Source organism: Shewanella oncorhynchi, assembly GCF_012584455.1.
Lineage (GTDB): Bacteria > Pseudomonadota > Gammaproteobacteria > Enterobacterales > Shewanellaceae > Shewanella > Shewanella oncorhynchi.
In genome coordinates this window covers 35,314-59,712 of record NZ_JABAEB010000015.1, presented here as the reverse complement: position 1 = coordinate 59,712, position 24,399 = coordinate 35,314, and the positions used below count along the sequence as shown (strand labels likewise).

Below are 24,399 nucleotides of genomic sequence, written 5' to 3'. Positions count from 1 at the left end.
ACTCAATATATTGTTTACATCTGTAAGCTGACTTGCTAACAAGCAAGCAAAAAAAGCCCATCGATATACTGAACCTCCAGTGTATCGATGGGCTTTAAGATTAATATCGAACTAAGCGTGGTGCTTGGGTAGGATTTCAGACTCAGTTGCCTGAGGTGAGACTTTACTTAACACAAAGCGGATAACTAAGGCACTCACGGCCAAAGTCGCGACAATTGCCGCACCACTAGGGAGATCTAAGGTCGCCGACAGAACTAAACCCAAAACATAGCCCAGTAAACCGACGAGGTAAGCGTAAAATAGCCGACCTTTACCACGGTACTTGTTCAACGCTAAAGCTGGCAATATCAGGGTACTGAACACCAGATAAACGCCTACTAATTCCACCGATAAGGTAATCACTAGCGCAAATAGCAGATAAAATCCTGCCCCGTCCAACATCTGGGGACGCAGGAATATCGCTAATAACACCAGTGAATACACTACGGCCGGCAAAATCAGTTGTGACCAACTCACCCACAGGATCTGACCTGACATCAATTGCTTTAACAACTCGGCGCCATGTGGGTCGTTTGCCAGCAACAGCATTGCGGCTACCGCAGACAAGACATAAAAGCAGCCAATCATAGCCTCTAACTCACCCGCCATCCGCTTAGCTAACCAAGCGATAAAACCTGCGCCAGCAAGGGCAAATACAGCGGGCATCCACACATTAGAAAAAGGGATATCTTCTAATCTGTGATCCATGTGAGCGACGATGGCACCTAAGGCGGCAACTTGCGCTATCGCTAAATCGATAAAGATGATGCCACGCTTAAGTACTTGTCTCCCAAGTACAATATGCGTCGACAACACTAAGATCCCCGCAGCCAATGCAGGCAACAGAATCGACATCAGCTCAAGATCAAACATAGGTTTATTTCACTCCATTTAAGAGGGAAATTACGCTGTCATACAGGCTAAATAAATCTTGGCTCTTATCATTCCCCCCCACAGACATCGGCAGCATTACCACGGGCAAGTTCGCTTTTTCACCCAGCCATTTTGCACCGCGCTCATCCTGATAAGATGCCACAACTACGGCCAGAATATCCCCCTGCTCGGCGCGCGTCAGCAGACTCGCTAAGTGGCCGCTAGTGGGAGCTAAACCCGGTTTTGGCTCTAAGTCTGCCACTTGCTCGATACCAATCCAGTTGAATAAGTATCTAAAGCTAGAGTGGTAAGCGATCACTTTTTTACCTTGTAATCCCTTAGCTTGCGCTTCCCAACGCGGGACTGCGGCTTGCCAGCGAGTGGTAAAATCTGCCAGTGACTGTTGATAATCTGCCGCGCCAGCAGGATCTAACTGAGTCAGCTTAGCACTCAGTGCCGTGGCGACTTTTAACAGTCGCGTTGGGTCGAAATGGATATGTGGATTACCTTGAGCATGCACATCACCCATGCTGCGATCGACAGTGGCCAGTTTATCTAAGGTCTCGATTTGGTCGGCAGCGAAAAATAAGCCTTGCTCGGTCGAGCGCACTTTTGCGTTTGCCGACTTCATCTGCAGCATAGGCAACCAACCCACTTCAAGATCGGCACCTGCGCACACCACAAGATCCGCCTGACGCATTTTAGCAATCAAACTCGGACGCGCCTGCACTTGGTGAGGGTCTTGTAATGCCGTCGTTGCCGAATAGATGCTAGCCGTTGGAGCAAGCTCCTTGGTCAATGCCGCGTATTCAGGTTCACAGGCAAACACATTCAGCTCGGCATGGGCCAAACCAGTATAAGTGACAGATAAGGCCACTGCGGCCAATTTAGCTAAATTAGAATTGATGCGCACCGTGAGCCCCCAGAGACATAATGTATTGAATAGTGAAGATGTTATCGTCTTCTATTCCATCGAAGTTAGTACCCTTTTGATTGGTATACTGGAAACGAACCGTCGAGAAGTGGCTAGAATGCCAAGCCAAACTCACCTCAGATTCCTTCAACTTTTGCCCATGAAAATGATCGCCATGGAGCTCTTGCGTATCAGCTTCACCATAACGCACACCCGCTGACCAGCTAGGCGTAAATTGGTACACACTGCTCAAATACCAACCTTGGTGGTAATCTTGGCTCGGAGCATCCTCAGGATGTAAATCGATAGGTGTAAAATCGCTCACGCGGTAGTACTCACCGCTCACAGTGAGATTTTGATATTTGTAGTTACCGTTAGGCGCCCACTTATAAACAAAATCAGCACCATAGGTATTTTTACCTGTGTAAGATGCGGCATGGCTATGACCTTCATGCTCATCACCATGGGCATGCTCATCTTCATGTTCCCCTTCTTCATGGGCAGTCACTTGGCCATTTTCGTTGCGCAAGTAACTCAACCCCGCTTGCCATGAGCTGTTATCACCTATGTCGCCACCAATTTTTGAGTACAAGGTATAAACGCCGACCTTCTTAAACTCACGCTCACCATGCTCATCGGCAGCACGTAAACTATCGCCCTTAAAGGCTTCAACGCCCATGGTCCAATACAAGTCCGTCGGCGCTACGTAGTTAAAACGTATACCGTCATCAAAATAATGTCCCCCTAAGAATGCACGGTAAACAACAGGACGGTCGGTGAAAGAATCAGTATGTAAATGTTGGTTATTGAGGTAACCAATGTCCGATAAGAAACGACCACCACGGATAGAAAACCCCGCTGGCATCGCCATGGTTTGAATAAAGGCTTCTTCCAGATTCAGTTCAGTCTCACCGTCATGCATTTCAACTACTGCGGTGATTTTACCGTAAAACATATCATCGATATTGGCACTCATCGCCAGTTCAGTTTCACCTAAACCAAAGCCATCTGGACTCTCGGCTAATGGGCGTTCTCCCGTCTGATAATATCCATTTAGCACACCACTGATATTAGGGTTGGTCAAACTCGAGTCTTCTGCAAATAAGCTAGGCGAAACGAGCGCACACGCCAAAGCCACCAAAGAAATTCGGGTATTTAAAACAGTCATGATATCTCCAAAATACAACTAGCACTCAACGACCGATATAAAGTCATCAAGAAATACAATAAGTTAAAATTTTAAGTTGATTTAGAGAGCGAAGGGAGGCGCACGACTGCGATAAACACTGACGTGTTCAAAAATAGAGGAAGGTAAAATAAATTCGACCACATCGAAATGCTGTATAGCTAAATTCAGCGTCAGCGGATGGGTCAATAAAATCTTGTTGAGTTGGTGCTGATGGAAGCACAGGGTACAGTGAGTCTTAGCGCCATCATCAAGATGGGTCACACTATGGGCTGAGGCAGCAAGAGACAGCAATATCAGTACGGCAGCAAGCCATATCGAAATTGTGCGTCTAATGTGACTTTTAAGTCTCACTCAGTCGTCCCCATAGTTAAAAAGTTGCATAAGTCTATGTCAGTGCCATAGCAAGTTGCAATAAGGTAATCGCTTTGCAAAAGGTTACAAGATATTTGAGGTACCCAGTCTTACCAATAACTTCTTGTTTCAATAGCGGTAGGATCTTGTGAGAACTCAGGTAAAAAAACGCATTTAAGATTAGCTTAAGTGAGTGTAACTATAGTGTATTTAGTTTTTATGTCTGCGAGCACAATGACGAAATCAAGCTCGATATGGCTCCGTTTTATCCACCTAAAGGCAACTATTATGCTAGCATTTTTTCGTGAAAACTTAGGGCTTATCTTAGGGATAGTCATCTTCAGCGCGGTGATATTTGGTGGTATTTATTACGTTGAGCACTCCTTAACGAGTCAAGAACAAGTCGTGCAGTAAACAAAGACTCATTAAGCGCGGCTGAAGTTCACCCCTTAAACCCTCTTAGTTGCATTTTGAGCGCCGACTAAAGGCGCTCAAATGATGTTCGTCTCTGGAAAATTATACCGCCGATTTTCCTATCCATAACGAATCCACTTATTAGCTTAACGATACTTCTGTCTTTGATCGCTATCATCGACTTGCTCGGGCGCTTCAATGGTGATGACTTGATCCATAAAATGGCTCACAAACAACAACATCAACGAAAAAATCATTATAGGGATCGCAAAATACCGCACAGAGGCATCAAAGTAACTGTATCCCGCCGTAAACACACTCAAATAAAATCCTAATAACTTGAGTTTAGCCAATGTTGGGCTGCGGCCTAACCAAGCCGAACAATGGGGGCAACGCACTTGAGCGTCGAAACCTTTGCCTCTTTGCTGGCTAATGTCACTGACCTTGATGTACTGATTACAATGGGAACACAACATGAAAACACGATTCCTAAATAACGATGCGCAAGTTTACCAGATACCGACTAGAGTTCGGCCTGTAAATACCCAAAATGTCGGAAAAAGCAGATAAAGCACCGCACTCAAGGTTAAGCTCAAATCAACCCTTCCCAAAAAGTTTAATTCCAAGGGCTATTTTACTCGCAGATATTTTACAGTAGATCCGGCAACATCTATCATACTCAGACATATTTCTACTTAAGATCACTCCTATGCACCGCTACCTCGCTCTCGTGTTTGCCCTGCTAATACCACTACTCAGCCTTTCATCCCAAGCGCAAACTGAACCTGTCGCTGCAACCGAAAGCCCATCCAGCACTCCTGTAACGCTCAAGACAGAACTGGCAATGCTGCAACAGGCTATTGATACGGATATACGTAAACTAAAAAATGCCAAAGGCGAATTGAAGACAATTGTTGAATATCGAATTCAAAACAAAACCTTACAGTTACGTAATAAGATTAAAGATCTGCTCGAAGCAACGCCAATCGACAAAGCTTTTCTGCAGCCATTAATCCAAGGACAACTTAACTACATCCAACAAATTGATGCTTATATCGATGACAACATTAGTAAATTAGAACAGCAATTAGGTTCGAGCACAGATGATGCGACTCTGCTGGAAATATCAAAGCGCGAATTAGAAAAAGACACCTATTACAAGCAACAACTCGAGACGCTCACTTGGCTCGAACAAGTTGGCCAAGATATTAGCGAAGCACAAAAATCACTGATGCAAATTTTAGTAGCACGTGCCGATACGCTAGAAAGTTTAGTGACTTATACCCAGCAGCAACTACAAGCAGCAATCGATATCGCAACCAATGCAGGTAAAGATGTCACTTCGGCGCAAACCAGCCACGTAATGATGCTAAAGGAACGCTTAGCACAGAATAGTCAGAGCTTAAATATCGACATCAGCCTACTCGACGCCTTAGGCCATGATACCGCCGCGCTGAAAAAGACACTCTTTAGTGTTTCAGGTGATATAACTCAAGATGTGTTGAACTTTGATGTGGCATCAAGTCTCGTTGAGCAGTGGCTAAATACGGCACAAGAACAAGCGATTAATCACGGCCCAACCGTCGTGTTTAAGTTATTTGTTTTCTGTTTGATCTTGTTTATTGCGGGTCTCGCCGGCAAGTTAGCCAAACAGATAGTGAAAAATACCGTTAGCAATTCTAAGTTGAATTTAAGTAAGTTATTACAAGACTTCTTCACCTCGCTATCAGGTAAAGCCGTCTTTACTATCGGGCTGTTAATCGCCCTTTCACAGCTTGGGATCGAACTTGGTCCCCTGCTCGCAGGCTTTGGTATCGCGGGTGTAATTATTGGTTTTGCCCTGCAAGATACCCTGTCGAATTTCGCCTCAGGCATGATGATCTTAATTTACCGTCCCTATGATGTGGGCGATTTGATCAACGCCGCTGGCGTCACCGGACGCGTCAGTCACATGAGCCTTGTCTCCACCACGATTAAAACCATGGATAACCAACGTCTTATTATTCCTAATAATAAGATTTGGGGTGACACAATTAACAACATCACAGCTGAGCATCAACGTCGAGTCGATATGACCTTTGGGATCAGTTATAGCGACAGCATCGAACAAGCTGAAGCGATTCTCAAGTCCATCGTCGAAGCGCATCCTAAGGTACAACCATTGCCAGAACCGACGATTAAGCTACATCTATTGAGCGAATCTTCGGTCGACTTTATCGTTCGCCCTTGGGCAAAACCGGAAGATTACTGGGAAGTGTATTGGGACATTACCCGCGAAGTGAAAATGCGCTTTGACGCCGAAGGGATCAGTATTCCCTTCCCACAGCGTGATGTGCATATCTATCAAACTACGAAATCACCGCTTTAAACCAGCGTTAAACGAGAGAAGAAGGGCGTTGCAATGAGCTCGCCCTTATTTTTATCTCTGGCCTATCAATCTCTGCATCAAGTGTTAGCCTAAGCCAACTATCTCACCTTGCACATCAATATCAATTTTTAAGTAACCCGGTTTCAGCCCTAGTCCTGGCATAGTCATCACATTACCCACCAAGGCGGTAATAAACCCCGCACCAGCATGCAAGACTAAACCCCGCACTGGGATCTCAAAGTCCTGAGGAACGCCCTTTAAGCTAGGATCGTGACTAATTGATAACGGCGTTTTGGCCATACACAGGGGCAAATGCCCATAACCTAATACGGTCAGCTGCTGCGCCTGTTGTTTGGCCTCGATAGAAAGGCTAACGCCCGCTGCACCATACCCCACCTCGGCTAAGGTGGATAACTTAGCCTCCAATGAGGCTTCATCTGAATATAACAGCTTGAACTGACTCTCGGTTTCAGCGGCGCGAACCACAGTCTGCGCTAAGGCGACAGCGCCCGCCTCCCCTTGACTAAAAGCATCGCTGACCTCACAGCCAAAGGCGCTGCTCGCGTTAACAGCCGCAGTTAGCCATTGCAACTCGGCATCAGTATCAGTGGCGAAACGGTTAATGGCAACCACCACAGGAATACCATATCGAGCCACATTGTTGATATGCCAGTTTAAATTTGCAAAGCCTGCTTCGAGTCGAGCCTGATCTGGTAGATTGATATCTGACTCAGACACTAAACCACTATTGGCCTTCAGCGCTTTTAAAGTAGTGACCAGCACAGCGGCAGCGGGCACCTGACCCGATTGACGCACCTTGATATTACAGAACTTTTCAAAGCCCATATCTGAGCCAAAACCAGCTTCAGTCACCACAAAATCCGCCAGTCTGAGGGCAATATCATCAGCAATAATGGATGAATTACCGTGGGCAATATTGGCAAAGGGTCCCGCATGGATCAGGCAAGGTGAACCATTTAAAGTCTGCATTAACGTCGGCTTTATCGCATCCGCCATGATGGCCGTCATCGCACCAGCGACACCTAAGTCTTCGGCGGTAATCACTTGCCCTTGGGTATTTAACGCCAGCACTAGACGACCGATCCGCGCCCGCATATCTGCCAAATTATGACTTAAGGCTAAAATCGCCATTAACTCAGAGGCGGCGGTGATATCAAAACTGGATGCGTACTCTGGGCCATTATTATCGCCTAAGCCCACCTGGATTTGCCTAAGACAGCGATCGTTGTGATCGACCACTCGGTGCCAACGGATCTCATTGGGATCGATATCTAAAAACGCTTGCCCAGATTGCGCCTCAAATTCCGCCTTACCTAAGCGCGCTTCATGAAATAGCCGCGCCGCAATCGCCGCAGCCCCTAAATTGTGGGCACTGCTCACGGCATGAATATCACCCGTGAGATGCAAATTCATCTCCTGCATGGGCACCACTTGCGCATAACCGCCACCCGCAGCGCCACCTTTCACCCCAAATACAGGCCCCATGCTGGGCTGGCGAATACAGGCACAGGCCTTTTTGCCTATGGCATTTAACGATTGCGTTAAGCCAATGCTCGTCACTGTTTTACCTTCGCCGTGTGGCGTAGGCGTAACTGCGGTGACGATAATCAATTTGCCTTTGCGCTGCCCAGCTAAACGCTGCAACACACTGAGCTCGACCTTGGCTTTAGTGTGACCAAATTGCATCATCTCTTCGGGTAATAGACCTAAGTCGGCGCCCAGTTCATTAATGTCTTTTAGGCTAGCGCAATTCGAAATATCCATATCTGTCAGCATGCGTCGGTTTCTCCCTTTCAAATACGCTTTGGTTTAGTATGAGGGGTTGCTAAATACAACACTCATTGAATAGGGCGGATATTAGGTGATTGGCTTTAAGATATATAGCCGTCGAAAGGGTTAATGAGCGATTCCTTAATCTGCATCAAATAATCTACCCTGCGTTCGAGCGGCTCAAGAGCGCCGTCGCCGCCAATGAGATCCAGCTCGATCGCCAGCAATAGTTCAGTATCTGGCAGGCATCTATGGGTCACAGCGTACCTTGATTTTTGTTTCTCAAAAGCAACAACCATAAACAACCACGGCGCCAGAAGGCGCCGTGGTTGTATGTATTATTGAGTGCGGCTTAAAACTGCACATCGCCACTTAAATGTGGGCGACGGCCTTTGCTGTCACGTAATTCAAATACCATATTATTAGCATTCTGCTCATAGCCAAATCCAACATCGGCAGGCATCAAAAGTGGCAGCTTAAAGGTCACGTCCACAGTGAATGGACGATCGCCAATACTTGGCATCAACTCTGCTAAACAACGGGCCTTAGACCACATGCCATGGGCGAGCACTCGATCAAAGCCAAAACGCTTTGAAAGCACAGGATGCAGATGGATCAAGTTATAGTCGCCAGATGCCTTAGCATAACGACGACCTAAATCTTCACTCAAACTCCAGCTTTGTGGTGTTTCCCATGCCATATCAATGGCTTTAGGTGGGCGAACGCGGCGCCCAGCAACATCGATACGATATAAATAGGTGGATAGCGATTCCCAGACGAGTTCTTCACCGACAAACGCCTTAGACACAAATTCAAACTCTAAGCCAGAATCCGTCTCGCGGCTCGTGGTCAAGGCGCACTCGAGGGAGAAAGTCTCGTCCACCGTCACAGGCCGATACACTTGAATCCGATTCTTTAGGTGGATCATCCCAAGCAGTGGGAAAGTGATCCCATCGTGGGTAAAGATCACCGCATGCAGGCGAAATGCCATCACGTAGAGATAGGTTGGCGGTAGAACTTTACCGTCAAATTGAAAACCACACACCTGCGCATATTGGCTTACTTTAGCTTCAGACACAGTCACATGCGGCGCGGTCACCTTGATTTGGGGCAACGGCTGTTGATCCCAACCAGGCTTACGGCCAAAGAAGATCTTGCGATAAAGAGAAAACAGCGACGGCATCGCGTTCAATTCAACACAATATGCATTATTCAAGTCTGAGTACCTTTTAATTAACTATCCCTTGGCACAAAAATACATTGTCATAAATTACCCCGCACAGACGAGTAACGTCTGATCAATCAAGCTGATAACGAGTGTAAAACAGGCAGTACTGCGTCTTAATAAGGGCTGATGCTGACTCTCCGAATGGACAACTATACCCAAACAACCTGAAAATGCAGGATTCAGCGGGAATTTAACGCACTTTAGGCAAGGCCCTTTATTGCTCCTGCATAAATGGCATTCACGCCATCCATGGCGATTGCGGTTATTTGCGGACCTAGTGGACTAAGTTCAAAATAACCAACACAGCATAAAGTGCGTTAAAACCCGCCGGGACGGAGCGCCTAGGGCACTTCACTTCCGTGTTGCATCAATTCAAAAGGTGGCCGACATTCTGTCATTGATGCGCCTTGAATTGAAGCACCCTAGGCGCTCTGAAACTCGTATCTTCAGGTCGCTTGGGTATATAGAGTCAGGTTTGGCGAAAACGGCGTGATTATAACCCAGAGCACTGAGTTCTGTGTATCCCTAAGTTTAGTAGGAATAATTACTACTAATAAAATCAATACATTAAAAATTAACGATGCAAATTTATCCATCTCAACTCGGCAATAACATCTCCAGAGTGCGAAAAATTTACGACTGTGCCACACTATCGTTCCACTCTCTTTAACCTAGTTATCACGTGCAAGATAAGAATTTTGATAAGCTCGCGCAAAAATTTGCGAAAAACATCTATGGTACGCCCAAGGGCGAAATTCGTGCCGCAGTGCTATGGCGCGACCTCGTCCCCGCGCTGGCAAAACTGGGGGATAAAAAACTCAGAGTATTAGATGCGGGCGGTGGTTTTGGTTACTTTAGCCAAAGATTAGCGCGCCTCGGCCACGAAGTTGTACTCTGCGATATCTCTGCTGAGATGCTGGCTCAAGCCAAAGAACAAATTGATGCCTCCCCTGAACCATTAGCTATCCAGCTTATCCATGCGCCTATCCAAGCATTATCGGTCGATAACCATGGCTATTTCGATATCATATTGTGTCATGCGGTCGTCGAATGGTTAACGGATGCTAAGCCCACTGTAGCGGGTTTACTTAACATGCTAAAACCCGGCGGATTATTCTCTTTGATGTTTTACAACAAAGAAGCCATGCGCTTTCATGCTTTAGTGTCGGGCAATTTCGATTACGTCGCCGCTGATTTAAAAGTGAAGAAGAAAGTGCGACTAACTCCCACTCATCCGCTTTATATTCAAGAAGTTAAAGATTGGTTTAGCGAATGGCAAATGTCACTCATCAGCCAGTCTGGCGTGCGTGTAATCCACGACTATTTGAAAAAGAGTCAGCCTGCGGATTTCGACTATCACAAGCTGCTACAAATGGAGCTGGAGTACTCGCAACGCGAACCCTATATTTCCCTCGGCCGATATGTGCACTTTTTAGGGCAAAGCTTTGCAGTGTGAACGCGCGTCGTTACAAACGCGCTGCCTAAACGATTACTGACAAGTCTGTTTCCAGCAGGCGCTCACTTTGGCGCCTGCTTGTTCTAGCAATTGCACCACGCTTTTATCCCCCACCACATGGCCAGCACCAACCACCACAAACAAAGGTGAAGTCACATCAGTCGAGCCCATTAATTTTATAATGCCATCGGCCATCACATGGTTTCGCTGCCAGAGGATTTTCTCTAGCATTTTAGTGTCACCCTCGCCGCCCATTTGCTCCTGCATTATGGCATCAAGCTCAGTTTCATTACCTGAACGCCAAGCCGTTATTAACGATAAAAGCTCCGCATCCGATGCGCTAATCGCCTCACGCACCATAGACCACTGCTCTTGACTATTAAAAGACGCTAACAATTGAAATTGTGACTCGGCGGTTTCCAACGGATACACAGGCAAAGTCGCATATCGAGCCATCAACTGCATATCAACGCCATAATCCGTGCTGTAACCTAAGTCGTTATAACGCAATAAGTTAACTTGAGTAGCCTGCAGCCAAGGTGCAAAAGATTGTATCGACTGACAAACATTTGCCGTGGCCGCGCAATAGGGCGTCATGCTCTCGACCGTTTGCTTATCTCGGCTCTGCCAATCTAAACCCTTAGTTTTATCGGCGCGGCCGTATTGCTGCAGTAAGGCTGTGCTATCGACTTTATTGATATCGACTTCTACGACTAAGCCCTTAGCTTTACCCAACGCGGTTTCAATTTGGGTGGGTAAAGGATAAAAGTCGGCACGTCCAATATGAATCGAACCTAGCAAATACGCGCTCTTGCCTTGCCATTGCACTTGATAAAATGGTGGTTTATCGGTTTCTGCACCCACCACTTTTGTGCTCAAACCCGCTAACGCCAGAAAACTGATTGATGCAATTAGTCGCCATTGGCTTGTTGCCATATCCTTTGCCCCTTATAATTCCTGCAAATTTTGCAATGAGACGCTGTTATGCCACATACCAAGGTTATAGAGCAACTGAAAGAAAATCTTCAAATCGCCTATCGCCAAGCCATAGACGCCGACGCTAAGTTAGATGAGCTAAAGAAAGCTGGCCATGGAAACTTCACCAGCATATTCACGGCAGAACAAGGTTTTATCGCTTCGAGTAATCGCTTTCGGCCCTATGTGCAAGAGTTGGTCGATGACTTAACTCGCATGGAAGAACATCAAACGCTCGATCCTAAAGAACTCGAAACCTATGTGCGTCAGTTAGGCGCATTACTGCAAACATTGCAGGCCTTTAAGAAGCAAAGCTAAACCGAGATTAGGAGCTGGAACTCACCTTAGATTTCAGCTCTTTCCATGGCATATCTAATCAAGCCCACCAACACAGATAGATAGCACTAAGCTTCCCCAAAACTGTCATCATTTTGTCATTTCTAAGTCATAGACTCCGCTCACATAGACGAAGGGGCTGACGTAATGACAAGTTTAGATCTGGCTAAAGAGCTCGATAAAATAATCTCTAAAGCGGCAATCAGTCCCTTATTTCAGCCAATTTTCAATATATTAGAACATAAAATTCATGGTTTTGAGGCGTTAAGCCGTGGCCCTGAACACAGCCCGTTATACTCCCCAGTCCCGCTATTTCAGACCGCCGAACATCAAGGTAAATTAAGCGAGCTAGAAACCCTTTGTCGCCGTATTTCACTCGAGCAATTTAAGTTGCGCCAGTTTCAAGGCAAGCTGTTTATCAATATCTCGCCCAAGGCACTATTAGATCCCGCCCACCCCAAGGGCATGACCTTACAACTGCTGCAACAACTTGGCATAGCGCCATCACAGGTTGTGATTGAACTGTCAGAGCAATACCCCGCCGATGATATCGATTTACTCAAATCCTGCTTAAATCACTATCGTAGCCAAGGTTTTTTAACGGCGATCGATGACTTAGGTGCAGGTTATTCGGGTCTGAGACTCTGGTCAGAATTGTCACCCGACTATGTCAAAATCGACCGTCACTTTATCCATCAGATTGATTCGACTCCCGTCAAACAGGAATTTGTCCGCTCGATTGTGGAGTTATGCCAAAGCTTAACCTGCAAAGTGATAGCCGAAGGAATTGAAACGCAAGAGGAATTAGCCGTACTCAAACAACTGGGTATCGTCTATTGCCAAGGCTACTTACTCGGTCGTCCAGAAGTGCTCCCCTGCCGCGCGATGAAAGCGACCTTAGTGCCAAGCAATACTCAAATTCAACCTAGATACAGCGAATCGGCCGAGAGCCTGTGCACGAGTGCCATAACCGTAGTGCCCACGCTTAAACTCAAATTTTTAAGTGACACCTTTATCTCGCAACCTGCATTACAGGCGGTTGTAGTGGTCGATAACCAGTTGCCACTCGGTATTATCAGCCGCGCGACCTTACTTGAACTCTTCAGCACACCCTATGGTCGCGCCTTACATGAAAATCATGCAGTGAGTGAAGTGATGGATCCGCAAGTTATCCAGATTGAGGCCAACGAACCGTTATCCACCGTAAGTCAATTACTGACCTCAGAGAGTGCTAATACGGTAGCGCAACAGTTCATTATCCTTCGCCGTGGAAAACTACTCGGCATAGGCCATACCAAGGATTTGCTACAAAGGATCACAGAGCACAGAATTAAGATGGCGCGCCATGCGAATCCTCTTACAGACTTGCCGGGTAATGTGCCCATTCAAGAGGAATTAAAACGCCTTAAGATCCAAAAGAAACATTTTTATCTAGCCTATTTTGATCTGTGTAACTTTAAGCCCTATAACGATATTTATGGATTTTGCCGTGGCGATGAAGTGATTTGTGAAGTGGCGAATCTGTTACTGAAGTATAAAAGCGACAATTGCTTTGTTGGCCATGTCGGCGGCGATGACTTTGTCATTATCAGCACCTGTGAGCATATGATCAGCCGTTGCCAGCGAATTCTAGCGGATTTTGAAACCCATAAGCATTTGTTTTATAGCGCAGATCACTGGCTGGCCCAGGAAATGCTCGCCGACGATAGAAAAGGTGAAGCCTGTTACCATCAATTGATCAGTCTGTGTGTAGGCATTTTACCACCCGCACTCACCTTTAACGCCCATGAACATAGTCTATCGACCTTAAGCGCTAGGGCAAAAAAACAGGCAAAATCCGCAAATAACGGATTTTACCTGTTAGAAAATCATCTGATTATCGACACTCAGGCACTAACGGCATAGCTGAACAGCTTTAATACTCAGCATTAGCGACCGATATGAGTCATTAAAGTTGTGGTGCAATCGTCTTCTTTAACCACTCGGTTAACATTTTGGTTTCGTACATAAAAGGCTTATCATTTAAAGATTGGATCCCATCCATGAACCCCATATTCGACAGTTTTTCATCGCCCGCGATAATCACTTTATCGTTTTCCATGACTTGATAAGAAAAAGTCATACGCGGCGGATAAATGTCTTTGATAATGCGTAAATCATTGGCGGTCGCACCAAATGTTGGACGCATATCACCCGCAAGATCAACATCGGTAATGGTCATTTCAAGCTTTTGATTTGGCTTTAAAATCTTCGCGGCTTCTTTATTGATGTTTTCAGTTAAGGTTTCAAATAAGCGCTTCTCATAACGGGATTGGAGCTCCCCTGATGATTTTATATCGCGATAATCTTTAGGACTTTGCCAAACAATTTTAACCACACCATCTTCGGTGACGGGATCCACAGGCGCTTCATCGGCCGCCCAAGCCGCACTGCAACTTAATACACCTGCGAGTAAAAGGGACTGAATTTTCATGTTTGCCTCCAAGGCCTAAATAACTTTCTTGAGAACTACAGTACAAAATCTAACCTGAACTAGAGCTTAACGCAAAACTGATATAAGTACAGCAAATGTACCGTAAGCTTTTGTATAATTAAGTAAATATTATTTAACCACCACAACCAATACGTATCTTTTTGTATCGGAATTGCACCAAGTAAGTGCATGGTTATCAATTTGTGAACATTTCACGCGCATAACGACAAAAAAAGCGTTATCCTTCCGCTATTGTTTACATTGCCCACTTAATAAAAAATGAAATTCCCTGTTGTACCTGTGTTCATTCTTATCCTGTTTACCTGCGTCGTAAGTGCGATTTGGTTTATCTCCCCGAGTGACAAAAATACTGGCCCTAAAACTTGGTCAGCCTTTATCTACAACCATGGCTATGATTCAGGAAAGTATAAAAAAACCGATAACTTTGACAGCTATAATACTTGCCGCGATTTTGCTCGCGAACAATCTGCCTTCTACGACAATGTGCCTTGGGAATGTGGATCTATGTGCCAGTTCGATACTCGTAAGCAAGGATTTCAATGCGAAGAAATGAAGAATGAGCACTAACTAACCATTCAGCATAGGTTCAATATTTATACAATAAACTCAGCTCCTCACAGTACAACTCGTTTTCTTTACCGTCTAAGGATGCACGATTTAGAACTAACGTGTTAAACGTAATTTTTAACTTGGAGCTTACCTATGAACCTAAAAACGGCTTATCTATTCAACCCATATTCACGAAAACTCGCTTTATTGGCACTGCTGACAATTGGAACGAGTATCAGCCTTTCAAGCCATGCTGCACCATTGACCATCAGCCAGCAACAAGCTGTTACTGTTCATTTGAGTAAATTGGCTCAGGCGCAAAATGCGGCTGAGCATCAAATGACAGAGCAGCTTAAGCAAGATTTTAGTCAACAATTAACCGTGCAAGAACATGAGTTTATGAGCGACATCTGCCCTAAATACGGCATGACCTTCGATGTCACTACCAACGCTTGCTTGCGCTCGTAAGGTATTGCCAAGACTAAAATGGAAAACGGGCACTCAGCTCAGGGTATTGCAGCTTTAAATCCTTGGGCTTAGTGCTAAATTTTTTACCCGCGGGCGTCGCCTTGCCCGATGGCATAAAGGGCAGTTCCTCACCGGTTCTATCTTCGTATAATTGCCCTGCGATAAGGTCGTATTCATCTACAAAAGGGTAAGCATAGGCATCTCGCTCTGGCCAAGCGACTAAACGTGCTAGGGTGTCAGGCTGATTAACCACACCTTCGAAAATTTCTTTACCAAGTGAAATCAAAAAACACCTAAACTCGGCAAAAGCATATTCAGAATCACAACCCGTAATAATGTAAGCCGCCCCCCAAACAGACCACAGATAACTACGGCGCATCTGCTGACCAAACATTTTATCGAAAGCTTTTAACTCTTCATTACTCAATTCGGCAAGTTTCTGCTTCAGTGCTTGAGTCAAAGACTCCTGTGATTGCGCCGCTTCCGTTCGCGTGACTAACCCCCAAAACTCAACTTCTGTCATAAACGTCACCTATTAGAGCCTCTAGCAAAAAGGCATATTCTACACGATATCACGGTTATACTGGACTCGGATTAGGGCATTTCCTACACTTGCTCATCTTCTTTGCTACTGGTGTGCACTTCAATCTATGCCTAAACGTCTTATACTACTGATCACGTTATATTGCCTCTTCAGCATTGCTGCACTTTGGCGTACTGTGATGACTCAATCCCTTGATGTATTCACCCTAGGTGTCCTCCCCGTGCTCGTTGGCATACTCATACGGGCGCCGTGGTCTAGCTTAGTGTTGAAGATTTATATTGGCATGCAAACCTTAGGATTCTCGGCACTGGGAATTACAGCAATTATTGCCTATCGCATTACCCCTGAGGATGTAAAAGTAGTTGTTTCTGGCCACAACATTCCTATGTTGCCACTCACAGTGAGCATTATTGTTATTTTACTCGTGCAGTATTGGATCGCATTTTCTAAGGTCACGAGACACTATTTGACCCGCCAAACTCAGTAATGGACTTTGTTGCTAAGCTGTTATCAATAGCGTAGCTTAGCGACCCAGTAAAATACTTACGACTCTTAACTTGAAGTAGACTATGAGCCATTTATCGCCCAGCGAACTTTCCATTCTTTTGGTAGAACCTTCAGATACACAGCGTCGAATTATTATTCAGCGCTTACAACAAGAAGGTATTCTCAGCATTCAAACCGCAGAAAACATAGAAGCGGCTAAAGATATTATTGCTCGCCATAAACCTGACCTTATTGCGAGCGCCATGCATTTCGATGATGGCACTGCCATCGATCTCTTGGGCTACTTAAGGGCCAACGCTGACTGCAAAGATATCCAATTTATGCTGGTCTCGAGTGAGTGCCGCCGTGAGCAACTTGAAATATTCCGCCAATCGGGTGTAGTAGCGATTCTACCTAAACCCTTCAGTGCCGACCATTTAGGTACAGCATTGAATGCCACGATTGATTTACTCAGCCACGATGAACTCGACCTCAGTAATTTCGATGTACAAGATGTGCGTGTATTAGTGGTCGATGATAGCCGTATGGCAAGAAACGTCATTAAACGTACGATTGGTAACTTAGGGATGAAGCTGATTACCGAGGCCGAGGATGGCGCGCAAGCCATAGCGTTAATGAAACACAATATGTTCGACTTAGTGATCACTGATTACAATATGCCGAGTGTAGATGGGCTAGCTTTGACACAATTTATCCGCAATGAAAGCCAACAATCGCACATTCCCATCTTGATGGTGTCTTCCGAAGCCAACGATACCCACCTCAGCAATGTGTCCCAAGCGGGTGTAAATGCCTTATGTGACAAACCCTTTGAACCCAAACTTGTTAAAAAATTACTCTATCAACTGTTAGAAGAATAAAACCAGAATAAAACTTAAGTCACGAACTGAGTAAATATTCTGCGCTTTACTGAACATCCTGCTGCACGCTAGACGCAAAAGGCTTTCCAAGTGCTAAACCTTATGGCATGTTAGGCACGCTTATTTCAAATAAATCTACGGAAAGAAGAGACAATAAAAATGAACAAAACTGAACTAATCGCCAAAATTGCAGAAAATGCCGATCTAACGAAAGTAGAAGCAGCACGCGCATTGAAGTCTTTTGAAGCAGCTATTACCGAATCAATGAAAAATGGTGACAAAATCTCCATCGTAGGTTTCGGTTCTTTTGAAACAGCGACTCGTGCCGCTCGCACTGGCCGTAATCCACAAACGGGTAAAGAAATTCAAATTGCTGAAGCGACAGTGCCTAAGTTTAAAGCGGGTAAAACCCTACGTGACAGCGTAAACTAAGTTATAAAATTCAATACAACGCCTCCATTGTGAGGCGTTTTTTTTGCCCAATTCCAGTGAAGCACTGAATATTTTTTGCACAACAAAAGTGCGCCTCTGCCCCACAAACTGGCAAATAAAAACATTTCATTAACATTGTGAGTTCTAATACCTTGTTTTACATGGCATTGTAATAGTGGCATGTGATTAGCAAATCCTTCCTTAGAAAAAAACCAAGATGCACTAATGACCACAGCTGACTTTGAGTGTGCCAATGGTGAATCGATAAATAAGTCAATCGAGGGGATGAGCATGAAGAAATCACTGTACAGCGTTTTGGCCTTATCGACGGGAATGTTACTGGCAGGCAACGCCTTTGCAGCCGTATCAGGCAACATTGGCGGTACCTCTAATTATCTATGGCGCGGTGCGACCCAAACTAAAGATGCGGTCGCAATCCAAGGTGGCCTTGACTACAGCCACGATTCTGGATTTTATGCGGGAACTTGGGCATCGAATGTGGATTTTGATGATGATACTAGCTACGAGCTTGATCTATATGCGGGTTATGGCGGCAGTATTACCGAAGACATCAGCTACGACTTTGGCTATCTCTACTACGCCTATCCAGACGCACCAGGCAGTATTGATTTTGGTGAGCTCCATGCTGCTGTCACGTGGAAATGGCTCGAACTGGCTTACTCCCAAGTCATCAATGCCGGTGACGATCTGGCCGCCGATCCTTTAGATAATAAAGATCTCAGTTATCTTGCCGCGACGGTATCCGTTCCTCTCACTGAAAAGCTGAGTTTATCAGTGCACTATGGTTACTCAAACGGTGATGTCGTCCAATCTTGGTTTGGCGAAGATAATTATGCCGACTATAACGTGACTCTCAGCGCAGATACCAGCATAGGCACAGTGTCATTTATGGTCTCAGATACCGATCTCACCGATGATGATGCCAAACTAGTACTCGGATATTCCTACAGTTTTGATCTATAAGCTCTAAACATAAAAAACGCCACCTTAAAAAGTGGCGTCATTTTATCACTATCACCAATTAGGCAATAATTGACCGGTTTGTTTTACGGGCCGCAACCATTTTCTCGATATATTCAACAATGGGCTCAGTCACTGAAATCCCTGTTGTTTGCTCAATCCCTTCAATGCCTGGCGCCGAATTAACCTCAAGGATCAGTGGGCCACGGTTAGAACGTAAAATATCTACTCCCGCGACAACCAATCCCATCGCCTTCACAGCGGCAATAGCCATTTTACGCTCAACAGAGGTGATTTTTACCACCTCACCACAACCACCTAAATGCAGATTAGAGCGGAAATCGCCCTCGGGACCTTGACGTTTCATCGAAGCAACAACCTTGTCACCGACAACAAAACAACGAATATCACTACCATTGGATTCTTTAATGTATTCCTGTACTAAGATATTCGCTTTGAGCCCCAAGAATGCTTCAATCACGCTCTCAGCAGCCGTTTTAGTTTCAGCGAGTACGACACCAATCCCTTGAGTGCCTTCGAGTAATTTAATGACTAACGGAGCGCCGCCCACCATATTGATGAGATCTGGGATATCATTTGGCTTATTGGCAAAACCCGTCACTGGCATGCCAATCCCTTTGCGGGAAAGTAGTTGCAGTGCCCGCAATTTGTCCCGCGAACGCGCAATGGAGATTGAATCATTCGCGGCATATACACCCATCATTTCAAACTGACGTACAACGGCACAACCATAAAAAGTCACGCTAGCATGAATACGCGGAATGATGGCATCAAACCCAACTAATTCAGTACCTTCATAATGAATGCTAGGTTTAATAGAATTAATATTCATGTAGCAATTCAGCGTATTGATCACGACAGCTTCATGTCCACGACTTTGGCAAGCCGCGACTAAACGTTGTGTTGAATACAACTGGGGGAATTGGGATAAAATACCTATTTTCATTGCTGAGTGACCAACTTAAGCATGAGTGAATAAACCGTTCTGCGGCACCAAAAGCACAGCGACAGAAAAAGGGGCTGATATTTGTCTATTGCTCAGTGTAAAGCAAGAAAATATTCCTCACCAGACGAAATCATTATGCTAATGAAATACTTCAAGACCTATCACACTCGGAACTCGGTTTAAGTTAACAGCGGCAGAATATACTTAGCCTCAAACTCCGTTGCATCTAAGGGACGAGAAAACAAATAACCTTGTAATACAGTACAATGGCGAGAAGTGCAAAACTCAGCCTGCTCAATCGTTTCAACGCCCTCAGCTACTGATATGACATTAAACCCATGGGCGAAGTTAAGTAATGCAGCGAGCAAACGAGTGTCTTTATCATCCTTATCATAGGAAGCGACAAAGCTTTTATCGATTTTCAGCACGCTAATGGGAAACAATTTGATATGTTCTAAGGACGAAAAACCCGTCCCAAAATCATCAAGGGCAAAACGCACCCCTAACTCTGCGATTCTATCGAGCATTTTGGCATGTTCATGGGGATCTTCAATAAGGCAATTCTCAGTAATTTCAAGCTCTAATGCTACAGCAGGAAGTCCTGTCTTAGTCAACGTATTCGCTATTTTATCAAACAGGTTCTCATTTCCAATTTGCGATGCAGACAGATTAACGGCAATGGTAAATTCTCTCCCTGTTGGCTGTAATTGGGTTAACCAAACCTGTGCCTGAATACAGGCTTGTTCAAGCACCCAATCATCAATGTCCTCCATTAATCCAATTTCTTCGGCTATGGGTAAAAATTGATCTGGGGTGATAATGCCGTCTACAGGATGCTGCCATCGGATAAGGGCTTCCATACCCACCAGCTGATGGGTTTTCGCATTCACTTGCGCTTGATAATGAACCTTAAATTCATTTCTTTTTAAGGCAGTACGCAAACTCGACTCGATATGATTACGGTAACGCACCTCTTTATCTAAAGCTTCTGAGTAGAACTGAATCTGGTTTCGGCCCATTTTTTTAGCGCGATACATAGCGATATCGGCACATTTCATCAGCTCAGAACTGTTCGAAGCCGCTTCATTATAAAAAGCCACGCCGATACTGGCACCAATAAGCACATCGTTATCACCGAGACAAAACACGTCCTCAAACACTTTTAACAATCGATTAGCCACAATCATAGGGAAATATTTATAATCATTATCAGTGACTAGCACGACAAATTCGTCCCCACCTAAACGGGCAATAATGTCGCCATCTCGTAGTACTTCACTTAATCGAGCGGCTACTTTAACTAAAAGAATATCCCCCGTCTGATGGCCTAGAGTGTCATTGATCGCTTTAAAATCATCTAAATCGAGTAAGATAACGGCTAAATAGTCGTGACAACGTTTGGCCCTTGCTATCGCTCGATTAAGACAAAGTTCAAAACCATAGCGATTAACCAGCTTAGTCAACGAATCGTGTTCAGCTAGCTCTTTTAGTTTTTGGTGACTATTACGTAACGCCAACGCCATTGAAGATCTTTGTTTCGCATAACGAATTGCACGAGTTAGTATCCGCGAGTTGACCTCATCCTTAAGCAAGAAGTCCTGTGCCCCTAGTTCAATACAGCGCTGAGCCAGTTTCTCATCTTCATAGCGACTCAGCATAACGACTACGGTCTGGTCTTGCGTCATGGCATTGAGCTTGATCAACACTTCTAAGCCATTAGCATCGGGTAATAAATAATCCAATAGAATACCGTCAAAATGACGTTCTAATGCGAGATTTAAACCATCAAATGCACAATTTGCTTCGACCACATTAAAAGTCAACTTTGACTGTCTGAGTGCTCGGATGATCGCAGTTCTATCAACTTCATCATCATCTATCAGTAGTAAATCCATATACTCACCTTATGCGGATGGGAGCTCCACTATTCGCCAGTAACCTTCAAGCATATTAAAAATATTGTTAAAACCGTCTTTCATATCAGTTTTAACCATGTAACCAGCCACATGATGGCTATAGGCTTTCATCCTATCTTCATCGGTACTCGACGTGGTGAGCATAAAAACGACAGACGAAGAAAGAGAAGGATCTGAACGTATTCGCTCAAGGAACTCAAACCCATTCATTCTTGGCATATTAAGATCGAGCAAAATAAGATACGGACCTTTGATCGTGTCTAAACTAGTTAGAATAGTTAATGCTTCGATCCCATCCCGAGCACGCACTAAGGGATTGAGTAACCTCAATTGTCTCATCGCCCGCTGCACGGCCATGTAATCCACGTCATCGTCATCAACCAATAAAATGGTGACCTGTTGATAGTGATTTGCTGCGCTCATAGAAGCTCCTTTTTCACTATTTGCTTAGGCCAACTAAAGCAAAAACAACAACCTCGGCCCTGCGATTTAAGCTGAATCTCTCCACCTAAACTTTCTAGCGTTTTCCTCACAAGTGATAAGCCTAAACCACTGCCTTCAACTTCATCCCTTGGTTTAAGTGTTTGAAACATCTCGAAGACTTTTTCATGATATGAGCTTGATATTCCCGGACCATCATCTATCACACTGAATCGATACTGCTGATCAACCGCCTCACATGAAACCGTAATAACACCTGTACCTAAGTCATGGTGTTTTATGGCGTTACTGATTAAATTTCGTATAACTAATTCCAACAATGGTCTTACGGTATAAAAATTCGGAAATTCACCTTTTAGGACTAATTCAAATCCCTGTGGCGGCGCGACGAGCGCAAACATGTCTTCAACCAGTTGCCGACTTTTCACTTCAGTGGTTTCGGTATCGACACGACCAATCCGAGAAAACATCAATAGTCCATCGAGTAATAACACCATTCGATGAATACGACTTTGGATAAGCCCTAGGTATTTCTGTACATTTTCATTGGTGTTATCGACTAAATCTTCAGACAACCAAGAGGTTAGCTGCTCGATACCACGTAAGGGGGATTTCAAATCATGGGAAGCAATATAGGCAAACCTGTCTAATTCTTGATTGATACGCTCAAGCTCAAGCATATGTTCTGCACGCTGAACTTCAATGCGTTTACGTTCAGAGACATTGTTAATTGTCGCGAGAATAGAAATGCCATTACTAAAATGAATAGGCGTCAACCCCACTTCAATTGCGAGTCGACTGCCATCTTTGCAACAGCCAAACAGGTCATCCCGCATCGACATATTTTTCGCAATAGGCTGCACTAAATAGTTACTCATGTGTTGCTGATGAGCATCCCTTAGGGTTTCGGGCAATAACATATTGATGGAACGACCGAGTAACTCGTCTCTGGTATAGCCGAACAAACGTTCAGCATGGGTATTCACTAAAGTAATAAATCCAGATTTATCCACCATAAATAGCGCACTTGGAGAGGCTTCAATTACTAATCTGAAGCGTTTTTCGTTAGCAATTAACTCTGAAGTCAGTAAAGACTCCTTATATCGATTACGCGCCATAATTAACACTGAGTAAAACAATGCCAAAATAAAACCACAACCGATAAATTGGAGCCACATACCTTGGGTCTGTTCCGCTCTCGAGATAAAACGCGATTGTGATGAAATGTCTAAGCGCCACAACTGCCCTCCAACCAAGTCAGTCTGTGAGTGATAAAACACATCCTGCTCATTCGGGGCCACTTTGCTGCTGGTAAACATTAGACTGTCAGCGCTTGCCTGCGGACTTTCATAAATGGCAAGTTTCAAGCCTGAGAATCGCTCCCCCATAATCCCTTGCATGAGGTCATCCATCCTAAACGCTGCATACACAAGTCCAAACACGTGCTGTTTACGCTCAGCCTCTGTTGTTGTTGTGCCTTGATAAAGCGGTAAATACATTAAAAAGCCCGCTTTAGCATCATCAGAAGTATCTTGAACTAATACGACTTTGCCAGAAACTGTCGGCAGTCCAGTGGTAATAGCGCGAGTGATGGCTTTATATCGATTAGACTCGGAGCACATGTCATAACCCAAGGCTCTTTGATTACGCCAATCAAAGGGTTCTAAGTACACAATCACGCAATACTGATCACGCGTTCCTTCTGGGTAAACTTTATAGTCTTTAAAACCTTCAGCTTGAACTTGTTGGATGTGCGCACTTAATGCTTCAGGTTGAAGTAACTGAGCATAGCCAAAACCTTGAAAACCTGGGTAATACTCAGATAAATGAGCATTGATGACATAAGTTTGCCATTCCTGACGTGTCACATTACTCGACGATAACAATAAGCCAACGCCACCACGTAAGACTTGCTCATAGGCAAGCATTCTGCGATTCACAGCTTCTGTTAATTCTTGAACGCTATTTTCGAAACGCTCTTCACCTCTATCCCTAAGATATTGCTCAAGCACATACCAAGAGATCCCCATGAAAAGTAAGGCAGCCACTATCATCAGCCAGCTAGAGCTCAGCACGCTAAAGTAGATATTATTAGATGGGGGGAGTGATTTAGAAAACTGATCCTTGTCCATGTAAGCCAATTCCCTAGCAAACGATTAACAACAAACACAGGTACAAGTGTTGTTGTAATTATGACTAAATTCAAGTTTATCCTACTATTTAACTCGGAATTAACGCGAATATATCTATGACTATACCGTGCTCTTAATCACAAAATAAGCAAAAACTAAATTAATCAAATATTCA

Annotated in this window: 26 protein-coding genes; 11 read left to right on the top strand and 15 right to left on the bottom strand. The window is 44.7% G+C overall.

The features are described from left to right. Window positions 1–111: 111 nt before the first annotated feature. The 4 genes from HGO26_RS19625 to HGO26_RS19610 form a co-directional block, all read right to left on the bottom strand. Window positions 112–912, bottom strand: a complete 801-nt coding sequence (locus HGO26_RS19625) for a metal ABC transporter permease (RefSeq protein WP_168827353.1) — start codon at window positions 910–912, stop codon at window positions 112–114. Between the two features lie 4 nt (window positions 913–916). Then, complete coding sequence (locus HGO26_RS19620; RefSeq protein WP_168827351.1) at window positions 917–1,825, bottom strand: metal ABC transporter solute-binding protein, Zn/Mn family; 909 nt, start codon at window positions 1,823–1,825, stop codon at window positions 917–919. Then, window positions 1,809–2,993: a hypothetical protein gene (locus tag HGO26_RS19615; protein ID WP_105250297.1), complete on the bottom strand. Its 1,185-nt coding sequence runs from the start codon at window positions 2,991–2,993 to the stop codon at window positions 1,809–1,811. Before HGO26_RS19615 ends, HGO26_RS19620 begins: the two co-directional genes overlap by 17 nt. Before the next feature lie 81 nt (window positions 2,994–3,074). Continuing rightward, window positions 3,075–3,365, bottom strand: a complete 291-nt coding sequence (locus HGO26_RS19610) for an ABC-type zinc uptake system zinc chaperone (RefSeq protein WP_168827349.1) — start codon at window positions 3,363–3,365, stop codon at window positions 3,075–3,077. Window positions 3,366–3,653: 288 nt separating this feature from the next. On the opposite strand from HGO26_RS19610, the gene HGO26_RS22480 reads away from it, so the two are divergent. Next, the gene (locus HGO26_RS22480) at window positions 3,654–3,779 is read left to right on the top strand and encodes a hypothetical protein (RefSeq protein WP_105250299.1); all 126 of its coding nucleotides are present in this window, start codon (window positions 3,654–3,656) and stop codon (window positions 3,777–3,779) included. 146 nt (window positions 3,780–3,925) lie between these two features. Here HGO26_RS22480 and HGO26_RS19605 read toward each other — a convergent pair whose 3' ends face one another. Further along, window positions 3,926–4,255, bottom strand: a complete 330-nt coding sequence (locus HGO26_RS19605; RefSeq protein WP_168827347.1) for a hypothetical protein — start codon at window positions 4,253–4,255, stop codon at window positions 3,926–3,928. Between the two features lie 233 nt (window positions 4,256–4,488). Here HGO26_RS19605 and HGO26_RS19600 point away from each other — a divergent pair, with 233 nt between their 5' ends. Continuing rightward, window positions 4,489–6,147 (top strand): mechanosensitive ion channel family protein, encoded by a 1,659-nt coding sequence (locus HGO26_RS19600; protein WP_168827345.1) that lies wholly within the window; start codon window positions 4,489–4,491, stop codon window positions 6,145–6,147. Between the two features lie 84 nt (window positions 6,148–6,231). Here HGO26_RS19600 and HGO26_RS19595 read toward each other — a convergent pair whose 3' ends face one another. The 3 genes from HGO26_RS19595 to HGO26_RS19585 all read right to left on the bottom strand — a co-directional run bounded on the left by HGO26_RS19595 (window position 6,232) and on the right by HGO26_RS19585 (window position 9,121). After that, window positions 6,232–7,944: a formate--tetrahydrofolate ligase gene (locus HGO26_RS19595; protein ID WP_168827342.1), complete on the bottom strand. Its 1,713-nt coding sequence runs from the start codon at window positions 7,942–7,944 to the stop codon at window positions 6,232–6,234. 95 nt (window positions 7,945–8,039) lie between these two features. Further along, on the bottom strand, window positions 8,040–8,198 hold the full coding sequence (locus HGO26_RS19590) for a hypothetical protein (RefSeq protein ID WP_168827340.1): 159 nt from the start codon (window positions 8,196–8,198) through the stop codon (window positions 8,040–8,042). A gap of 92 nt (window positions 8,199–8,290) precedes the next feature. Continuing rightward, the gene (locus HGO26_RS19585) at window positions 8,291–9,121 is read right to left on the bottom strand and encodes a MaoC/PaaZ C-terminal domain-containing protein (RefSeq protein ID WP_081729006.1); all 831 of its coding nucleotides are present in this window, start codon (window positions 9,119–9,121) and stop codon (window positions 8,291–8,293) included. A 727-nt stretch (window positions 9,122–9,848) separates the two neighbouring features. On the opposite strand from HGO26_RS19585, the gene HGO26_RS19575 reads away from it, so the two are divergent. Further along, window positions 9,849–10,622, top strand: a complete 774-nt coding sequence (locus HGO26_RS19575; protein ID WP_168827338.1) for a methyltransferase domain-containing protein — start codon at window positions 9,849–9,851, stop codon at window positions 10,620–10,622. A gap of 33 nt (window positions 10,623–10,655) precedes the next feature. Here HGO26_RS19575 and HGO26_RS19570 read toward each other — a convergent pair whose 3' ends face one another. Further along, complete coding sequence (locus HGO26_RS19570) at window positions 10,656–11,558, bottom strand: TraB/GumN family protein (RefSeq protein ID WP_168827336.1); 903 nt, start codon at window positions 11,556–11,558, stop codon at window positions 10,656–10,658. Window positions 11,559–11,606: 48 nt separating this feature from the next. Here HGO26_RS19570 and HGO26_RS19565 point away from each other — a divergent pair, with 48 nt between their 5' ends. Both HGO26_RS19565 and HGO26_RS19560 read left to right on the top strand, forming a co-directional pair. After that, complete coding sequence (locus HGO26_RS19565; protein ID WP_168827334.1) at window positions 11,607–11,915, top strand: prephenate dehydrogenase; 309 nt, start codon at window positions 11,607–11,609, stop codon at window positions 11,913–11,915. Window positions 11,916–12,080: 165 nt separating this feature from the next. Then, on the top strand, window positions 12,081–13,838 hold the full coding sequence (locus HGO26_RS19560; RefSeq protein WP_168827332.1) for a GGDEF domain-containing protein: 1,758 nt from the start codon (window positions 12,081–12,083) through the stop codon (window positions 13,836–13,838). Window positions 13,839–13,881: 43 nt separating this feature from the next. Here the strand turns inward: HGO26_RS19560 and HGO26_RS19555 are convergent, their stop codons facing one another. Further along, window positions 13,882–14,406 (bottom strand): DUF3016 domain-containing protein, encoded by a 525-nt coding sequence (locus tag HGO26_RS19555; RefSeq protein ID WP_131523944.1) that lies wholly within the window; start codon window positions 14,404–14,406, stop codon window positions 13,882–13,884. 279 nt (window positions 14,407–14,685) lie between these two features. Between HGO26_RS19555 and HGO26_RS19550 the strand changes: the two genes are divergently transcribed. Both HGO26_RS19550 and HGO26_RS19545 read left to right on the top strand, forming a co-directional pair. Beyond that, window positions 14,686–14,994, top strand: a complete 309-nt coding sequence (locus tag HGO26_RS19550) for a hypothetical protein (RefSeq protein WP_105250308.1) — start codon at window positions 14,686–14,688, stop codon at window positions 14,992–14,994. A 135-nt stretch (window positions 14,995–15,129) separates the two neighbouring features. Continuing rightward, on the top strand, window positions 15,130–15,444 hold the full coding sequence (locus tag HGO26_RS19545) for an SGNH/GDSL hydrolase family protein (protein WP_168827330.1): 315 nt from the start codon (window positions 15,130–15,132) through the stop codon (window positions 15,442–15,444). Window positions 15,445–15,457: 13 nt separating this feature from the next. On the opposite strand, the gene HGO26_RS19540 is transcribed toward HGO26_RS19545, so the two are convergent. Next, window positions 15,458–15,967, bottom strand: coding sequence for a DUF4240 domain-containing protein (locus tag HGO26_RS19540; RefSeq protein WP_168827328.1), 510 nt, complete (start codon window positions 15,965–15,967; stop codon window positions 15,458–15,460). A 127-nt stretch (window positions 15,968–16,094) separates the two neighbouring features. Between HGO26_RS19540 and HGO26_RS19535 the strand changes: the two genes are divergently transcribed. The 4 genes from HGO26_RS19535 to HGO26_RS19520 all read left to right on the top strand — a co-directional run bounded on the left by HGO26_RS19535 (window position 16,095) and on the right by HGO26_RS19520 (window position 18,771). Continuing rightward, complete coding sequence (locus HGO26_RS19535) at window positions 16,095–16,475, top strand: hypothetical protein (protein WP_105250311.1); 381 nt, start codon at window positions 16,095–16,097, stop codon at window positions 16,473–16,475. Window positions 16,476–16,557: 82 nt separating this feature from the next. Next, window positions 16,558–17,355 (top strand): response regulator, encoded by a 798-nt coding sequence (locus HGO26_RS19530; RefSeq protein ID WP_168827326.1) that lies wholly within the window; start codon window positions 16,558–16,560, stop codon window positions 17,353–17,355. A 159-nt stretch (window positions 17,356–17,514) separates the two neighbouring features. Next, window positions 17,515–17,787, top strand: a complete 273-nt coding sequence (locus tag HGO26_RS19525; RefSeq protein WP_006079990.1) for an HU family DNA-binding protein — start codon at window positions 17,515–17,517, stop codon at window positions 17,785–17,787. 291 nt (window positions 17,788–18,078) lie between these two features. After that, window positions 18,079–18,771 carry a TorF family putative porin gene (locus HGO26_RS19520; RefSeq protein ID WP_168827324.1) on the top strand — a complete coding sequence of 231 codons (693 nt, stop codon included), beginning with the start codon at window positions 18,079–18,081 and terminating at the stop codon, window positions 18,769–18,771. Window positions 18,772–18,829: 58 nt separating this feature from the next. On the opposite strand, the gene rimK is transcribed toward HGO26_RS19520, so the two are convergent. The 4 genes from rimK to HGO26_RS19500 all read right to left on the bottom strand — a co-directional run bounded on the left by rimK (window position 18,830) and on the right by HGO26_RS19500 (window position 24,224). Continuing rightward, entirely contained in the window at window positions 18,830–19,735 is a 906-nt protein-coding gene (gene rimK / locus HGO26_RS19515) for a 30S ribosomal protein S6--L-glutamate ligase (protein ID WP_113939182.1), read from the bottom strand. A gap of 179 nt (window positions 19,736–19,914) precedes the next feature. Beyond that, entirely contained in the window at window positions 19,915–21,630 is a 1,716-nt protein-coding gene (locus HGO26_RS19510; RefSeq protein WP_131523939.1) for a putative bifunctional diguanylate cyclase/phosphodiesterase, read from the bottom strand. A gap of 9 nt (window positions 21,631–21,639) precedes the next feature. Continuing rightward, window positions 21,640–22,074 carry a response regulator gene (locus HGO26_RS19505; RefSeq protein WP_105250317.1) on the bottom strand — a complete coding sequence of 145 codons (435 nt, stop codon included), beginning with the start codon at window positions 22,072–22,074 and terminating at the stop codon, window positions 21,640–21,642. After that, on the bottom strand, window positions 22,071–24,224 hold the full coding sequence (locus HGO26_RS19500) for a CHASE domain-containing sensor histidine kinase (RefSeq protein ID WP_168827322.1): 2,154 nt from the start codon (window positions 24,222–24,224) through the stop codon (window positions 22,071–22,073). The genes HGO26_RS19505 and HGO26_RS19500 overlap by 4 nt, the downstream gene beginning before the upstream one ends. Between the last annotated feature and the right edge of the window lie 175 nt (window positions 24,225–24,399).

Coding starts and splice junctions, on each gene's coding strand:
- HGO26_RS19625 (WP_168827353.1), bottom strand. CDS start 912: ATGTTTGATCTTGAGCTGATGTCGATTCTGTTGCCTGCATTGGCTGCG.
- HGO26_RS19615 (WP_105250297.1), bottom strand. CDS start 2,993: ATGACTGTTTTAAATACCCGAATTTCTTTGGTGGCTTTGGCGTGTGCG.
- HGO26_RS22480 (WP_105250299.1), top strand. CDS start 3,654: ATGCTAGCATTTTTTCGTGAAAACTTAGGGCTTATCTTAGGGATAGTC.
- HGO26_RS19605 (WP_168827347.1), bottom strand. CDS start 4,255: ATGTTGTGTTCCCATTGTAATCAGTACATCAAGGTCAGTGACATTAGC.
- HGO26_RS19600 (WP_168827345.1), top strand. CDS start 4,489: ATGCACCGCTACCTCGCTCTCGTGTTTGCCCTGCTAATACCACTACTC.
- HGO26_RS19595 (WP_168827342.1), bottom strand. CDS start 7,944: ATGCTGACAGATATGGATATTTCGAATTGCGCTAGCCTAAAAGACATT.
- HGO26_RS19585 (WP_081729006.1), bottom strand. CDS start 9,121: ATGCCGTCGCTGTTTTCTCTTTATCGCAAGATCTTCTTTGGCCGTAAG.
- HGO26_RS19570 (WP_168827336.1), bottom strand. CDS start 11,558: ATGGCAACAAGCCAATGGCGACTAATTGCATCAATCAGTTTTCTGGCG.
- HGO26_RS19565 (WP_168827334.1), top strand. CDS start 11,607: ATGCCACATACCAAGGTTATAGAGCAACTGAAAGAAAATCTTCAAATC.
- HGO26_RS19560 (WP_168827332.1), top strand. CDS start 12,081: ATGACAAGTTTAGATCTGGCTAAAGAGCTCGATAAAATAATCTCTAAA.
- HGO26_RS19555 (WP_131523944.1), bottom strand. CDS start 14,406: ATGAAAATTCAGTCCCTTTTACTCGCAGGTGTATTAAGTTGCAGTGCG.
- HGO26_RS19550 (WP_105250308.1), top strand. CDS start 14,686: ATGAAATTCCCTGTTGTACCTGTGTTCATTCTTATCCTGTTTACCTGC.
- HGO26_RS19545 (WP_168827330.1), top strand. CDS start 15,130: ATGAACCTAAAAACGGCTTATCTATTCAACCCATATTCACGAAAACTC.
- HGO26_RS19540 (WP_168827328.1), bottom strand. CDS start 15,967: ATGACAGAAGTTGAGTTTTGGGGGTTAGTCACGCGAACGGAAGCGGCG.
- HGO26_RS19535 (WP_105250311.1), top strand. CDS start 16,095: ATGCCTAAACGTCTTATACTACTGATCACGTTATATTGCCTCTTCAGC.
- HGO26_RS19530 (WP_168827326.1), top strand. CDS start 16,558: ATGAGCCATTTATCGCCCAGCGAACTTTCCATTCTTTTGGTAGAACCT.
- HGO26_RS19525 (WP_006079990.1), top strand. CDS start 17,515: ATGAACAAAACTGAACTAATCGCCAAAATTGCAGAAAATGCCGATCTA.
- HGO26_RS19520 (WP_168827324.1), top strand. CDS start 18,079: ATGAAGAAATCACTGTACAGCGTTTTGGCCTTATCGACGGGAATGTTA.
- rimK (WP_113939182.1), bottom strand. CDS start 19,735: ATGAAAATAGGTATTTTATCCCAATTCCCCCAGTTGTATTCAACACAA.
- HGO26_RS19510 (WP_131523939.1), bottom strand. CDS start 21,630: ATGGATTTACTACTGATAGATGATGATGAAGTTGATAGAACTGCGATC.
- HGO26_RS19505 (WP_105250317.1), bottom strand. CDS start 22,074: ATGAGCGCAGCAAATCACTATCAACAGGTCACCATTTTATTGGTTGAT.
- HGO26_RS19500 (WP_168827322.1), bottom strand. CDS start 24,224: ATGGACAAGGATCAGTTTTCTAAATCACTCCCCCCATCTAATAATATC.